Genomic DNA, 16,122 nt, shown 5'->3' on the forward strand with positions numbered 1-16,122 from the left:
TGACCCAGGCACTTTCGGAAAAAATTTTGGCGTTAGTAGGAGAACTACCAAACAAATGATAGCAGTTAATAGACTATAACTATTAATCTGATTAAAATGAAGAACAATTTCTCTCATATTATCCAAAAATAGCTCATGCTTCTGAACTTTTTCTAGGCCAAGAAAATTTGGTATTTGTCCTACGAAAATAATAACCGCAATCCCAGATGTGAAACCAATAGTGACAGGTCGTGGGATAAATTTAATTAATGATCCCAATCTAAAAATTCCCATTAGCAATAAAATAACCCCAGCCATAAAGCCCGCAATTAATAGATTTTCAAATCCATAGGTTACAACAATCCCAAACAAAATCGGAATAAACGCACCAGTAGGACCACCGATTTGATACTTTGAGCCTCCGAAGAGTGAAATAAGAATACCCGCAATGATGGTTGTGTAGATCCCATATTCAGGCTTTACGCCTGAAGCAATCGCGAAGGCCATTCCAAGAGGAATAGCTATTATCCCAACAACGATACCGGAAATAAGATCCTTTTGAAAGGATTGAAACGAATATCCTTGATATCTCCCCGAAAAAGCCCATTTACTTTTCATGTTTATCATTCCTTTTGAATAATTGAATATCTGATTATTTGAATATATATAGAATCTACTCCTATTATTCTGTAAAGTCAAAGTAAATGTTAAAAAATAAAATGGGACCACCATTGAAAATTGGCAGTCCCTAATAAATGACTTTAGTATCAAAGGATAATTACATCAGAAGTGTTAAACATCTTAATAACATAGAAATATTTTAAAAATTACTATTGCAATATAGTAACCAGGTGTGTATAATAACTCAAGTAGTTATTAAATAAAAAAACTTCGACAAAATGTTACAAAACGTCTTGCATTGTATTTACAAACTTGTTATAATGTTCACATAATTCATTTGCGAACATAATATTATTAATAGTGTGCGGGTGTAGTTTAATGGTAAAACCTCAGCCACGAGCAAAGCTTCAATGATTATGCTGCGAGTTGCCTCGACACATTTACATCATGAAATAGCTAGCAGAGGAAGAGGCATGTAAGGCCTGAGAGACGTAAGATAGTTTGATAACAATTTAATATATAGTGCGGGTGTAGTTTAATGGTAAAACCTCAGCCTTCCAAGCTGATGTCGTGAGTTCGATTCTCATCACCCGCTCCATACATATATAACGCAGTGTTTCGTTTCTTAGATAAACGAAGTGTTGCGTTTTTTCATTTTTAAAGAGAAATTACATGACTAAAAAGGACTTTGCTGAACCACCATGAACTTGCGTAAACATTGCCCCAAGTGATGCTAGTAAATTTTTACAGCTGTCTTCTTGTAGTGAAGGGTTCAAATATACAATTTGAATAGCATGTTTCGTATCAGTAGTTACGGCCGTTCTTTCGGAATCAACATAAGGACTTCCAAATGCACCAGTTTCATCACTAGATAACATTTTATCCTTCATAGAAATTACTCTTCCGTTAATTGCCATATATTCGTCACTAGATTGTCCGATACGAATCTCGATATCTCCTTTGATCTTGGTTGTATCGTATATTCCGATTGGGATTTCATATTGCATCGAAAAGAAATTGTTCAGGTCGACAGCTGAGTGAATTGAGCTTAAAAAGTTTTGCTTTTGGATCCGGCGATAGATTGCTTCTACTGATGGACGATAGCGATTTGGATCAGTACCCACCTGCTTGAAAATCTGCCTCCATGCTGAGATTCCTTCTACATCGGTCACAGGCTTGTCCTCTAAATCAAAAAAGAGAGATTCTTGAAAGGTCTGCAGTCTGCCTCGAATCATTTGTGGAGATTCGCCAACTTCGATATGCTCGTATTGAATAATTCCTACCTTGAGATTTGGAACAAGCTCTTTTAAATGTGGCGAAATGTGAATTTCCATCATTTATCCCTCCAAAAATAGTTTTAAATAGTGTACCATAAATCCTAGTGCTTCATTAACTAGAGCGGCTTATTAAATTTGATGAAAGGGGGTTACTCTGAGTTTGGATATTTTACAATTTCAACAAGAACTTGTTGAGTATAGCAAAACAATAGGAATCGATAAAATTGGCTTTGCGAGCGCTTCTCCGTTTGAAGAGTTAAAATCAAGACTACTTCGCCAACAGGAATTAGGGTATCAATCAGGGTTTGAGCCGAAGGATATAGAAAAACGAACTAACCCTGAGCTCCTTATGCCTGGGGCAAAATCAATTATTGCAATTGCCTTAGCCTATCCTTCCAAGCTTAAGGATGCACCTAGAAGTACACGCACGGAACGTCGTGGGATGTTTGCACGTGCTTCATGGGGAGAGGACTACCACCATGTTTTACGGGACCGGCTCCAAAAATTAGAATCATATATCTTAGAAAAACTCCCAGATGCAAAACTACAGTCGATGGTGGATACGGGCGAATTATCCGATCGAGCAGTAGCAGAACGTGCAGGTATCGGATGGAGCGGAAAGAACTGTGCAATCATTACGCCAGAATTCGGATCGTATGTGTATTTAGGTGAAATGATCACAAATATTCCGTTTGCACCTGATACTCCAATAGAGGACCAATGCGGTTCATGTCGTGCATGTCTTGATGCGTGTCCAACAGGGGCTCTGGTTCAAGGTGGTCAAATTAATGCGCAAAGATGTGTAAGCTTTTTAACGCAAACAAAGGATTTCTTACCAGAAGAATTCCGCACAAAAATTGGTAATCGCCTTTATGGCTGTGATTCCTGTCAGACTGCATGTCCGAAAAACAAGGGTATTGATTTCCATTTTCATGAGGAAATGGAGCCGAATCCAGAGGTAGTTAAACCGCTGTTAAAGCCGATTTTATCGATTAGTAATCGTGAATTCAAAGAAACATTTGGGTCATTGTCTGGTTCATGGAGAGGTAAAAAGCCGCTCCAACGTAATGCAATTATTGCTCTGAGCCACTTTAAAGACATTAGTGCAATTCCAGAATTGACAACCGTATTGAAGGAAGACCCTAGACCGGTGCTTCGAGGAACTGCCGCATGGGCGATTGGGAAAATAGGAGACAAAAGTGCTCTTTCTATTTTAGAAGAGGCAAGACTTAAAGAGAAGGACGAGCAGGTATTACAGGAAATTGAAAAAGGACTTAATATGTTAAACAACTAGAAGGGTGCAATGACGCATCCTTCTTTTTACTATTTACTGAAAGATTCAATTCAACGCCTAATTGAGAGTAAGAAAGATTCTCTACTTAAAACACATATTCCTTCATATTGTGTAATATCACAACTTTGAGGTGGTGTTAGGTTGATGAAGTCGACATTAGCGAAGGTGGTTGAAGCTAAAGCTCAATTACTAGTTGGAAATACTCGAAACGCATCTTCGGTACAATTACCTGAGAAAGAACTTGGACTCATACAACGTAAAAAAGAACTTCTAGACGAACGCTCAGCGGAAATCGTCAAATGTCATACAAACAGTCAAATTATCGGAAAGAAAGAAGTGGATGGAAAGTTGCATCTCAATTATCTGGTCCATTATCAATACTTAATACGCCAAAATAAAAATCTCTACGTAGAGGAGCAGTGTGAGGAAAGAAGGGCAATTTTTACATCAAATAAACTGATAACGGATGAAGAGGTACTCAAGGAGGTGGATTATGATTATGAGCCAATGGAACGGGAAACCACCGAAGAACGAAATCTAGATTTTAGGTATAACCGACTTGCAGCAGTACAATACGCGGAGCGTTGGTGGAATGACTATAATCCAAAGTATAAAAAATTTAATGATAATTGCACAAATTATATCTCTCAATGCCTGCATGCAGGCGGTGCACCCATGTATGGCCATCCAAACCGCGGAAAAGGATGGTGGATGCAAAATAATAATTGGAGCTATAGCTGGTCTGTTGCAAATGCATTGAGATGGTATTTAAGTGGATCTCAAAAAGGTCTGCAAGCAAAAGAGGTCTCTTCTCCAAAAGAGCTGTTATTAGGCGACGTGATCTGTTACGACTTTGAAGGGGATGAGCGTTTTAATCACAATACGATTGTGGTAGCGAAGGATTCACAAGGATATCCGCTTGTAAATGCACAATCACAAAACAGCAGGATGAGGTACTGGTCCTATTATGATTCCACTGCGTATACACCTAACATCAAGTATAAGTTTTTTCATATCATCAATAATTAGAGGACTTCACATAAACGAGAAGGGGATAGAGACACGACAGTACAATCGTTATCTTTTTTGGTATAATACGATTGAGGTGAATGTTAGTGGGATTACACGTCGTATTATATCAACCAGAAATACCTGCGAATACAGGCAATATTGCACGAACATGTGCGGCAACAGGTACAACCTTACATTTAATTCGGCCACTTGGCTTTTCAACAGATGATAAAATGCTGAAGCGTGCAGGACTTGATTATTGGGAACATGTAAAAATATATGATTATGATTCTCTGGAGGAGCTTTTCGATAAATATAAGGATGGAGAGTTTTATTTCATTACGAAGTTTGGAAAAAATACGTATTCATCCATTGATTGCAGTGATTTACGAAAAGAACACTTCTTTGTATTTGGTAGAGAAACCACCGGGTTACCGAAGAGTCTTATAGAAAACAATAAAGAGCGGGCATTGCGTTTACCAATGACAGAAAATGTTCGTTCTCTTAACTTATCAAATACAGCAGCTGTCCTCGTATATGAGGCATTGAGACAACAAAATTATCCAGGACTTTCATAAAAAGTGACCTCTACAAAAGCGAGGGCACTGAAAAAGTCCATTTTCTAAAGTGGAGGTTGATTTCCGCTACAGGCACTCGCTTTCCGCGGGCGGTCCGGAAGCCTCCTCGTCGCTACACTCCTGCGGGGTCTTCCCTGGCCACGCTTTTCCCGCAGGAGTCTCGTGCCTTACGCTCCAATCAACAAATTTAATAAAAGGTATCATATTCTCAAAATGGAGAAAATGATACCTTTTTTCGTTGTATAATTATAGTATCAATTCAATGTGGGTGGGTTCTATGATTCAAAAACAACAATCAATGACTATTAGTCCGTTTATGCAAATCTATGATATTGTCGTTCCGAAGGATAATATGCTGCGGAAAGTTAATGAACTTGTGGATTTCTCTTTTGTATATGAAGAGCTTAAGGATAATTATTGTCATGATAATGGTCGAAATGCTGTCAATCCTATTCGTATGTTCAAATATTTATTCCTAAAGACTATTCATGACTTATCTGATGTTGATATTGTTGAGCGTTCTAAGTATGACATGTCTTTTAAGTATTTTCTGGACATGGCTCCTGAAGAGCCTGTGATCAATCCAAGTTCTTTAACTAAGTTTCGAAAACTTCGATTGAAAAATGTTGACCTATTAGATTTGTTAATTAATAAGACCGTTGAAATTGCGATTGAAAAGGAAATCATCAAAAGTAAAAGCCTTATTGTAGATGCTACCCACACTAAAGCGCGTTACAATCAGAAATCTCCTAAAGAAATCTTATTGGATCGCTCGAGAAAACTAAGAAAAGCCGTTTATCAAATAGACGAAACAATGAAAGAAAAGTTTCCTACAAAAACTACGACTGATGTTCTACAAGATGAAATTGAGTACAGCCAAAAGCTTATAGATGTGATCGAAAAAGACGAAACTTTATCTCAGTATCCAAAAATTAAGGAACAATTAAACCTTTTGAAAGAAACAGTTGCCGACGATATTAAACATTTACAGATTTCTGAGGACAGAGATGATGCAAAAGTTGGGCATAAAAGTGCTGATACCGCTTTTTTTGGATTCAAAACACATGTTGCTATGAGTGAAGAACGTATTATCACAGCTGCTACGGTCACAACAGGTGAGAAAAATGATGGAAAACAACTGGAGACTCTAATAGAAAAAAGTAAAAAAGCTGGACTAGATGTTGAAACAGTAATTGGTGATGCAGCCTACTCTGAAAAGGGAAATATCGAATACGCAAATGAGAATGAGATAAAATTAGTAGCTAAATTAAACCCTTCTATAACACAAGGTTTTCGGACAAAGGAAGATGAATTCCAATTTAATAAAGATGCAGGGATGTATGTGTGTAAAGCAGGACATATGGCTATTCGTAAAGCACGGACAGGGAAAAAGGGAATTGGAAATAACCAAAAGGACACTTATTACTTCGATATTGAAAAATGCAAACATTGTCCTTTTAAAGATGGATGTTATAAACAAGGGGCTAAAAGTAAAACATATTCAGTCACGATTAAATCAAATGTACATAAGGAGCAGGCACTATTTCAAGAAAGCGAGTATTTCAAAGAGAAATCTAAAGAACGATATAAAATAGAGGCTAAAAATAGCGAACTAAAACACAGACACGGGTATGATGTTGCAAAATCCTCGGGTCTAATTGGCATGGAGTTGCAAGGTGCCATGGCGATATTTACAGTAAATGTCAAGCGGATTTTAAAACTCTTAGGTTAAATAGTAGGGATGGAGTTTTAAATATACGGATAAAAAAGACGACTTTAAATTCAAAAATGAATTTGAGTCGTCTTTTTTGTTACGTAAATTTAGTTACCCCTAAAATAACGTCAGTTCTTCAGTGCCCTCACAAAAGTAGGGGTCACTTTTAATTCTTGTCTAGCTAAAGTGCCTAACCTCTCGAGGCCATAAGCCAATCCGTTAAGAAGTATAAGAGGGTCATCCTTACTGACGGCCATTCTTATGCATGTCAGGGATTTTCAAGGCACTTGCGCATTTCGTTTTTATTTTTTGTTTACAGTTGGCTTATCTTCGTAAGCAGAAGTAAAGATGGCAGCTAAAAATGTAACACAAACACCTAAAATTAGAACTAATTTCATGTGTATTTCCTCCTTTATGTATGAAGCTCAAGCCTCAAAAAGCTTTATAAAACACGTCTACGTGTATTATACCCCAAATTCAATATCGTGTGAATGTTATCTATGGACAAATTGTAAACATTTTCGCACCTTTCAAGAATAGGCACATACACTAGTAGTGAACGTCCTTCCTATTTTATCCCCTTATTTTCAAAAAAATTATCCCCTTTGTCCAACTAAGAAAACAGAAGGAATTTTTCATACAATTCAGAATAGGACATGTTGAAATTTGTAAGATTAAAGCATGTTAAAGGACATCCTCGCATACATTTTAATAAACCGTGCAAGAGACATCAAAAGATGGAGGAGGCCCCTAATAAATGGATATCTTAAAAAAGATAGAACAATTTCGTGAAGAGGAACAACGTTTGAAGTGGGAAGGTACCTTCGCTGAATATTTGGAAATTCTAAAGGAAAAGCCGTGGGTTGCACAGTCTGCTCATTCCAGAGTTTATAATATGATCAAGGATGCAGGTGTTGAAGAGGATGATGGCAAGCGTAAGTACAAATTCTTCGATCACCAGCTTTTTGGTCTTGAAGAGTCACTAGAGCGCTTGGTGGAAGAATATTTTCATCCAGCTGCCAAACGACTTGATGTTCGAAAACGAATATTATTATTAATGGGTCCTGTTAGTGGCGGTAAATCAACTCTCGTTTCCATGTTAAAAAGGGGATTAGAAACTTATTCCCATACGGAACGTGGCGCGGTTTATGCAATAAAAGGCTGTCCAATGCATGAAGACCCATTACACTTGGTACCACATCATTTACGAGAAGACTTTTTTGATGAATATGGAATTCGAATTGAAGGGAATTTGTCACCATTAAATATGATGAGATTACAAGAAGAATATGGTGGCAGAATTGAGGATGTCAGAGTGGAACGGATCTTCTTCTCAGAGGATAAACGTGTAGGAATAGGTACGTTTAGCCCGTCAGATCCAAAATCACAGGACATTGCAGATTTAACAGGAAGCATTGATTTTTCTACGATTGCAGAATTCGGTTCAGAATCGGACCCAAGAGCCTATCGCTTTGATGGTGAACTAAACAAAGCTAACCGTGGAATGATGGAATTCCAAGAAATGTTAAAATGTGATGAGAAATTCCTCTGGCATTTATTATCACTAACACAAGAAGGAAACTTTAAAGCAGGAAGGTTTGCGTTAATCTCGGCAGATGAACTAATAGTTGCTCATACGAATGAAACGGAGTACCGTTCCTTCATTGCTAATAAGAAAAATGAAGCGTTACATTCACGTATCATTGTCATGCCTGTTCCTTATAACCTGAGAGTTTCTGAGGAAGAGCGAATTTATGAAAAAATGATTAAGGAAAGTGACGTTCGTGACGTTCATATTGCACCACACACGTTTAAAGTGGCAGCGATGTTTACAATTCTAACAAGATTAAAAGCGCCTAAAAAAGGCGATGTCGATATTATAAAAAAGATGAGATTGTACGATGGAGAAAGTGTTGAAGGTTTCAATGCAGTTGATGTAGAGGAACTGAAAAAGGAATACCAGGATGAGGGGATGAGTGGTATTGATCCACGTTATGTGATTAACCGTATTTCATCCACCATTATCCGTAAAGAAATACCATCCATAAATGCATTAGATGTATTGCGTTCATTAAAGGATGGACTAGAGCACCATCCATCTATATCAAATGAAGACCGTGAGCGCTATTTGAATTTCATCTCAATTGCGAGACGAGAGTACGATGATATCGCGAAAAAAGAAGTGCAAAAGGCATTTGTTTATTCATACGAAGAATCTGCTAAGACGTTAATGGATAACTATCTTGATAATGTTGAAGCGTATTGTAATAAAAATAAACTTCGTGATCCGTTGACTGGCGAGGAAATGAATCCGGATGAAAAGTTAATGCGCTCGATTGAAGAGCAAATTGGTATCTCTGAAAATGCGAAGAAAGCATTTAGAGAAGAAATTCTCATTCGTATCTCGGCATATGCACGAAAAGGAAGACGATTTGATTACAATTCCCATGAACGCCTGCGTGAAGCGATTCAAAAGAAATTATTTGCGGATCTTAAGGACGTCGTAAAAATTACAACATCCACAAAAACACCGGATGAGCAGCAACTTAAAAAGGTAAACGAAGTTGTGGCAAGATTGATTGATGAACATGGCTATAATTCAACATCAGCCAATGAACTTCTTCGTTATGTTGGTAGCTTACTGAATCGATAATTGATAAATAACGTTATAGGGGTTAGGCCAATGGATGGTCTAATCCCTTATTTTTCAAATAGGATCGGATGCACGTTTTTACCGTTTATCGTGTTTAAGGAAAGGAAACGTATGATGACCACCGCTCTTCTTCCGTGCTTATGAAGAAGGACGTTGGAAAATCCTCTTCATCGTACTTATGAAGAGGAAAACCAGCCTAAGATCCACTAATCTTCCGTTCCTTCATGTTTAATAAGATGTAGGAGAACTTGTCCATTTTATGAAAAAAGTTAGTGATGTTAATGATTGAAAAATCAGTAGGAACTTGTCTATTTTTAAGGCACACAGCCCAATTTGCGAAATTTTTTGTCAATAATACGATAATCTTGCATAGTATAAAGTAATCTACTATTCGTTCTTATAGTGCCAAGTAGGTAAGAAGTAGGTCTCTTTTTTATTTTAACCAAATGTAAAACTATATGTTTTTTCGTATTACGAAATTCTTTCGCAAGCCGTCAAGATAATGTATGAAGGTCAAGGTAAAAATGTGAATCGTTCGTAAAAAGAAATTAAAAATGGGAGGGGAAAATTAATGTCTAAGAATTTTGTTATTTCACAAGAAGATTGGTCCCTCCATCGCAAAGGCCATGATGATCAAACACGACACCAAGATAAGGTACAGGATGCAATTAAGAATAATTTACCTGATTTGATTACCGAAGAAAGTATAATCATGTCAAACGGAAGAGATGTTGTTAAAATTCCGATTCGTTCATTAGACGAATATAAAATCCGGTACAATTATGATAAAAATAAACATGTTGGCCAAGGGGATGGAGAGAGTCAGGTTGGTGACGTTATCGCTAGAGATGGTTCTGGCCAAAGTGCAGGCAAAGCGGGTCCTGGAAAAGGGCAAGGTGCAGGTGATCAGGCTGGTGAAGACTATTATGAGGCAGAGGTTTCACTTATGGAGCTTGAGGAAGCGCTATTTAAGGAGCTGGAATTACCAAATTTGAAGAGGAAAGAACAAGATCAGAACATCGTTGAGAATATTGAATTTAATGATATCCGCCGTACGGGTCTAATGGGTAATATTGATAAAAAGCGAACGATGATTTCAGCTTACAAACGAAATGCAATGGCTGGAAAACCAAGCTTTCATCCAATTTATCGTGAAGATTTGAAGTTCAAAACGTGGAATGAAGTTGTTAAACCAGATTCAAAGGCAGTTGTACTCGCAATGATGGATACGAGTGGTTCGATGGGGATTTGGGAGAAGTATATGGCGAGAAGCTTCTTTTTCTGGATGACCCGATTCCTGCGTACCAAATATGAAACGGTTGAAATTGAATTTATTGCTCATCACACAGAAGCGAAGGTTGTCTCAGAGGAGGATTTCTTCTCAAAAGGTGAGAGTGGAGGTACCATTTGCTCATCCGTTTATCGCAAAGCATTAGAAATCATTGATGATAAGTATCCAGAAACACGCTATAATATTTATCCATTCCATTTTTCAGATGGGGATAATTTAACTTCGGATAATGCTAGATGTGTAAAATTAGTAAGTGAACTAATGAAGGTTTCGAATATGTTTGGTTACGGTGAAGTAAACCAATACAATCGTCATTCAACTCTTATGTCAGCTTATAAAAACATTGAAGATGAAAAGTTCAGGCATTATATCTTAAAACAAAAAGCAGACGTATTCCATGCGATGAAGAGCTTTTTTAAAAAGGAAGAAGAGAATAAAATGTATGCGTAAAGAGAGCCAGCCGATAAGGCTGGCCTTTACTTATTCTTTTAAGTCGTAAGGGCAATAAAAGATGTTTGTACCAATTTTGATGTGTATAATAAATAGTAGTTAAGAAACGGAAAGTCTTTGTATGTGGAGTGATTGCATTGACGGAGAATGAATTTTGCAGAATTCTAATTGTTGACGATGAAGTATTAATAAGGCAAGGAATTAAATATTATCTAAATTGGGAAGAGGAAGGTTTTCAAATAGTTGGAGAGGCTTCAAATGGTAAAGAAGCTCTAGAATTGATTGAAGAAACAGATCCTCATATTGTCATTACAGATATAGTAATGCCAATTATGGATGGAGAAGAGCTCACAAAAGAAATAAAAATAAAATATCCAAATATAGAAATACTTATACTTAGTAGTTTTGGAGAGTATGATTATGTTCGATCTACTTTCCAAAGTGGTGTTGTAGATTATATATTAAAGCCTAAGCTAGATGCACAAGGTTTGTTGGCTGTTTTAAAAAGGGCACAAGAGAAAATTCCTTTATCTAAAAATAAAAAGAAAGTACTAGATGTGGACCTTTCTATAGGACAAGCTATCGAAAAACAAATCAAAGGCTATGAAGTAGGTGTAGATGAAGAACTAACTCTGAACACATTTCCATATGACAGCTTTTTCTTAGTAGCTATCGATTTAAAAAGCGTCACAGCTGATGATGTCACACTTGAGACAATAGATAGGAATTTAAAGTTAAATTTGACTAAAACTTTTCTTTATCAGCAGGAACAAAGCAATTATGTTGCTATTCTCAACTTTAATAAAGAATATGAGCCTGAGGTGATTAACAGGCTTTCTCAAATTGAGAAAACAATACCTCAAGTAGCCATTGTTCTAAGTGATGTATTTTCAACCTTTAATGAAATAGGAAAGGTGTACAAAGAAGAATTGCAACCTATGCTTCAATATCGGTTCTATTTCCCTGAGAAATCTTTCGTCCAGAATTCTGATTTCCCTAAGGAACCACCATACTGTGATCCGTTTAACCTAGATCGATTCACAGAGGATTTTACACGTGGGCGTTTTGATTTGGCACTAACTTATGTAAGAGAATATGCGAAGATATACTCTGCATGTTACACAACTGATATTGCTGAATTTAAATCTTTTTTTGGGAATATCATTTTTAATATTTCAATTCTCTTAGAGAATATGGAATACGATGTAAAGGAACTCGAAAGTGTTAAGTATGATTCTTTGCAGTTTATTGAGGAAGCAAATACGGCAACTGAAGTTGTGAAGCAGCTACATACGTTTATAGACGAGTTTTATAAATGTATAGAACAAAAACGAAATTCTCCTAGTCAATCAAATATGAAAAAGCTTTTAGATTATATTCAGAATCATTATGCAGAACCACTTACACTAACAGGAGTAGCTACTCATTTTCATTTTAATCCTTCTTATTTATCAAATTATTTTTCGGTTCATAATAAAGAAGGTTTTATTGAGTATTTAAATAAAATTCGCGTCGAAGAAGCAACGAAACTACTCGTTCAGAGTGATGTTCCTATTTCTGAAATTGGTCCTATGGTCGGTTACTCTGATCACAGTTATTTTTCGAAAATGTTTAAGAAGATAAAAGGAATGTCACCTAGCCAGTATCGTAGAAAAACGACGAGCTGAGGGTTATCTAATGAAGAATCGTAGATTTCTATTTAAGCATAATAGTCTATTTTTAATATTGTTTCTTTTAACAGTAATTAGTATTATTTCGGTTGCTGTTATTATCACGTGGACTACTCTACGTATGGCAGAAGACTTTTTCATCGATAAGTTTAGTATTACGAATGCTAAAGTGCTAGACCAAGTTACCGACAGCTTTGAATCCTTTCACTACTCAATCGTGACTGCTTCTAATAACTTATCTCAAAGCGGGACAATGAAAGCAATATTGACCGAAGAGCAAACCAATGCAGAAAAGATGAGCTCCTATTTTAATCTTCGCCAGTTAATGAAGAGGGTGGAGCCTAATCTTGATGCATACGATGTGAGTATAACTGTATTAGGTGAAAATGAGATTAGTTACTCTACAAACAGGAATTATTGGCCAATTTCTGACTATGAATTAACTGAAAGCCATCTTACTTCTAGGACCAGCCAAAATCCTAAAAAGTTAATGTATCATTATGACCAACGTGAGAATCTCAACTCTAATCAATTAAGCTCCTTCGTAATAGCGACAAGAGCTTTGTTAGAGCATAGTTCCGGTAATGTATATGGAATTATGTATTTTGCCATTCGTGAAAACGAATTTCGAAGTTTTTATACAAACTATACAAGTCCAGGGAATGACATTTTTGTTATCGACAAATATGGAAGAATTGTTTCAAGCAATCGAAATGACTTAATTGGTCAGGGGCACCCTGTCCTACAAGAGTATGCGTCTGAACTCATAGAAAATTCTAAAAAATACATCATTAAAGACTTTGATGACAAAGAACATATTTTCTTTGGACAATACTTGGAATCATTCGATTTATATATCTTAAATGTAGTTGATAAGGAAACCGCTGTTAGCGGGTTAATTGATACAAAAGAAATGGCGGTTACATTGACAGTCATTATTGTGGTAGCCATTCTTTTTGTCTTTCTAATGTCAAGAAGAATAACCAATGCGTTGTATCGTCTAGTCAGAGAAATTTCCGATGCTTCAAAGAATAATTTCCATCAATATGTGTCAGTAGAGGGGACATATGAAACGAGGGAATTGGGACAAGCATTTAACTCAATGCTCGATGAACTTCATGATTATGTTGATCAACTTGTTGAATCTCAAAAGCAGATACGGCATGCGGAGCTTGCAGCACTTCAACAACAGATTAATCCTCATTTTCTCTACAATACGTTAACATCGATAAAATTTATGGTGAATCAAGGTAGCAAGGAACAAGCGGAGGATACACTCAATGCCTTTATATCCATTTTGCAAAATACAATTGGAAACGGTAGTGAGACCGTCACTGTAAGACAGGAGGTTAACACTCTAAAGGATTACGTGTTAATTAATCAAATGCGGTATGGAAACAGAATAAGTGTTAGTTATTTTGTGGCTGTACATTGTGAAGATTATTTGATTCCTAAACTGATTCTCCAACCTTTCATGGAAAATGCATTTTTCCATGGATTTAATCATAAGTCAGAAGGCTCAATAAAAGTATTGATTTGGAAGCAGGGAGTAGAACTAGTTTGTGAAATAGTTGATAATGGGGATGGAATGGATCTAAATGAAGGAAATGAACTTCCAATTTCTAATCGAAAGCAAGACCGTTTCACTGGAATTGGAATACGTAATGTTCACGAGCGCATCCAACTCTTATACGGGGAAAAATACGGAGTTTCTATTACAAGTGAAATTGGAAAGGGTACTAAAGTAAGGATTACCTTACCACCTAATAATGAATAAAAATTGGCTCCATTTTGTGGGAGGCCGCTGAAAAACTTGCGTTTTGAGAAAATGATACCTTTTGTTAAAAATTTGTTGATTGGAGCGTAAGGCACGAGACTCCTGCAGCGGAAATCAACATTCACTTTAGAAAATGGACTTTTTCAGTGCTGTGCTCTCATTTAGTGGGGGCTCTTTTTTTTAGTTATGTATATAAAAATTATCATAAAATCTAAAAATAGTTCAAATTTGAAATTTGGAAGCGGATACAACATATAAAAATAACACAATTTTAGTTAAATATCGTCCTAACGAAACGGTGAATTTAGGTGCTAAGATAGATATGTAATAAAGATAACGCTTTCAAATAAAGAATAATTCAAGGGGGAATATCCATGAAAAAAATCTTAGCATTATTATTTGTTAGTATTTTAATTTTATCTGCATGTTCATCTGATTCAGAAAAAACGGCAGACGAGTCAAAAGATACAAATGAAATAACAGTATGGGCTTGGGATCCTAATTTTAATATTAAAGCAATGGAAATTGCTAAAGAAGTGTTTGCTGATGAAAACGCTGATGTAAAAGTAAATATTGTCGAAAATGCCCAAGACGATATTATTCAAAAGCTAAATACAGCACTTAGCTCTGGAACAACTAAAGGATTGCCTAACATCGTTCTAATAGAAGATTATCGTGCACAAAGCTTTTTACAAGCATATCCAGATTCATTCCACAAAATTACGGGGTCATTTAATGTTGATGATTTTGCACCGTATAAAATTGCACCAACTAGTTTCGAAGGAGAAAACTATGGCCTTCCATTTGACACTGGTGTAGCAGGTTTATATGTTAGAACTGATTATTTAGAAGAAGCTGGTTACTCAGTAGAAGATATTACAAATGTTGATTGGAATAAATTCATTGAAATCGGTAAGAAAATCAAAGAAACAACTGGAAAAGATATGTTAACTCTTGATCCAAATGATCTTGGACAAATTCGTATGATGATCCAATCAAGTAACTCTTGGTATTTAAAAGAAGATGGTGTAACACCAAACTTAGCTGACAATGAGGCACTAGAACAGGCATTTGAAGTATACAAATCAATTCTTGATGCAGATATTGTAAAGCCAGTTTCTGACTGGAGTCAGTTCTTAGCGGCGTTTAATAGTGGTGATGTGGCATCTGTTCCAACAGGAAACTGGATTACACCTTCGATTAAAGCTGAAGCTTCACAATCAGGCAATTGGGCAGTAGTTCCATTTCCAACTCTTCCTGATGTTGAAGGCTCTGTGAATGCTTCAAACCTTGGAGGAAGTTCATGGTATGTACTTAATGTAGATGGTAAGGAAGATGCTGTAGACTTCCTAGCAAAAACATTCGGTTCAAATGCTGATATGTATCAAACATTAATTAATGAAATCGGTGCGATTGGTACGTATATGCCAGCTGCTGAAGGTGAAGCATATCAAGCTGCAGATGAGTACTTTGGTGGACAAACAATCGTTTCTGACTTCTCAACATGGACAGAACAAATTCCGCAGGTTAACTATGGTCTGCATACGTACGCGTTAGAAGACATTTTAGTTGTTGAGATGCAAAACTATTTAAAAGGTAAATCAATTGACGACGTGTTAAAGGATGCACAAAAACAAGCTGAAGCACAGGTCAAATAATAACCACATATAGTCTCGAAAATCTGACAAAATTGATATTGAGGCAATGCCTCGGAAAACTCTCAACTCCTCTTATAGCGGAGCTGTCCTGAAGCGTCAGGCGAGAACTTCCGAGGCTCTTATTATTAAATAGAGCAATAGACATCAGT

Annotated in this window: 11 protein-coding genes and 1 tRNA gene; 10 read left to right on the top strand and 2 right to left on the bottom strand. The window is 36.5% G+C overall.

Annotated features, from left to right (window positions below; all coding sequences use genetic code 11):
- On the bottom strand, nucleotides 1-597 hold a 597-nt coding region (locus CZ490_RS00515; RefSeq protein WP_268761965.1), incomplete at its 3' end, for a SulP family inorganic anion transporter.
- Nucleotides 598-1,124: 527 nt separating this feature from the next.
- Here CZ490_RS00515 and CZ490_RS00520 point away from each other — a divergent pair.
- A tRNA-Gly gene (locus CZ490_RS00520) sits at nucleotides 1,125-1,198 on the top strand.
- A 70-nt stretch (nucleotides 1,199-1,268) separates the two neighbouring features.
- On the opposite strand, the gene CZ490_RS00525 is transcribed toward CZ490_RS00520, so the two are convergent.
- Nucleotides 1,269-1,934 (bottom strand): B3/B4 domain-containing protein, encoded by a 666-nt coding sequence (locus CZ490_RS00525; RefSeq protein ID WP_077617040.1) that lies wholly within the window; start codon nucleotides 1,932-1,934, stop codon nucleotides 1,269-1,271.
- A gap of 103 nt (nucleotides 1,935-2,037) precedes the next feature.
- On the opposite strand from CZ490_RS00525, the gene queG reads away from it, so the two are divergent.
- From queG to CZ490_RS00570, 9 genes are all read left to right on the top strand, one after another.
- The gene (queG, locus tag CZ490_RS00530; RefSeq protein ID WP_077617041.1) at nucleotides 2,038-3,171 is read left to right on the top strand and encodes a tRNA epoxyqueuosine(34) reductase QueG; all 1,134 of its coding nucleotides are present in this window, start codon (nucleotides 2,038-2,040) and stop codon (nucleotides 3,169-3,171) included.
- A gap of 144 nt (nucleotides 3,172-3,315) precedes the next feature.
- Entirely contained in the window at nucleotides 3,316-4,200 is an 885-nt protein-coding gene (locus CZ490_RS00535; RefSeq protein WP_077617042.1) for an amidase domain-containing protein, read from the top strand.
- A gap of 80 nt (nucleotides 4,201-4,280) precedes the next feature.
- Entirely contained in the window at nucleotides 4,281-4,760 is a 480-nt protein-coding gene (gene trmL, locus CZ490_RS00540; RefSeq protein ID WP_142255315.1) for a tRNA (uridine(34)/cytosine(34)/5-carboxymethylaminomethyluridine(34)-2'-O)-methyltransferase TrmL, read from the top strand.
- Nucleotides 4,761-5,037: 277 nt separating this feature from the next.
- Entirely contained in the window at nucleotides 5,038-6,492 is a 1,455-nt protein-coding gene (locus tag CZ490_RS00545) for an IS1182 family transposase (protein ID WP_077617044.1), read from the top strand.
- A gap of 739 nt (nucleotides 6,493-7,231) precedes the next feature.
- Nucleotides 7,232-9,127, top strand: coding sequence for a PrkA family serine protein kinase (locus CZ490_RS00550; protein ID WP_077617045.1), 1,896 nt, complete (start codon nucleotides 7,232-7,234; stop codon nucleotides 9,125-9,127).
- Between the two features lie 571 nt (nucleotides 9,128-9,698).
- Nucleotides 9,699-10,868 (top strand): sporulation protein YhbH, encoded by a 1,170-nt coding sequence (gene yhbH / locus CZ490_RS00555; protein ID WP_077617046.1) that lies wholly within the window; start codon nucleotides 9,699-9,701, stop codon nucleotides 10,866-10,868.
- A 137-nt stretch (nucleotides 10,869-11,005) separates the two neighbouring features.
- A complete protein-coding gene (locus CZ490_RS00560; RefSeq protein ID WP_200801534.1) occupies nucleotides 11,006-12,535 on the top strand; it encodes a response regulator transcription factor in 1,530 nt (509 codons plus the stop codon).
- 10 nt (nucleotides 12,536-12,545) lie between these two features.
- Nucleotides 12,546-14,315, top strand: coding sequence for a sensor histidine kinase (locus CZ490_RS00565; protein ID WP_077617048.1), 1,770 nt, complete (start codon nucleotides 12,546-12,548; stop codon nucleotides 14,313-14,315).
- Nucleotides 14,316-14,689: 374 nt separating this feature from the next.
- Nucleotides 14,690-15,973, top strand: a complete 1,284-nt coding sequence (locus CZ490_RS00570; RefSeq protein ID WP_077617049.1) for an ABC transporter substrate-binding protein — start codon at nucleotides 14,690-14,692, stop codon at nucleotides 15,971-15,973.
- The last annotated feature ends 149 nt before the right edge of the window (nucleotides 15,974-16,122 follow it).

It is taken from the genome of Litchfieldia sinesaloumensis, from assembly GCF_900156865.1.
GTDB classification, from domain to species: Bacteria; Bacillota; Bacilli; order Bacillales; family Bacillaceae_L; genus Ferdinandcohnia; species Ferdinandcohnia sinesaloumensis.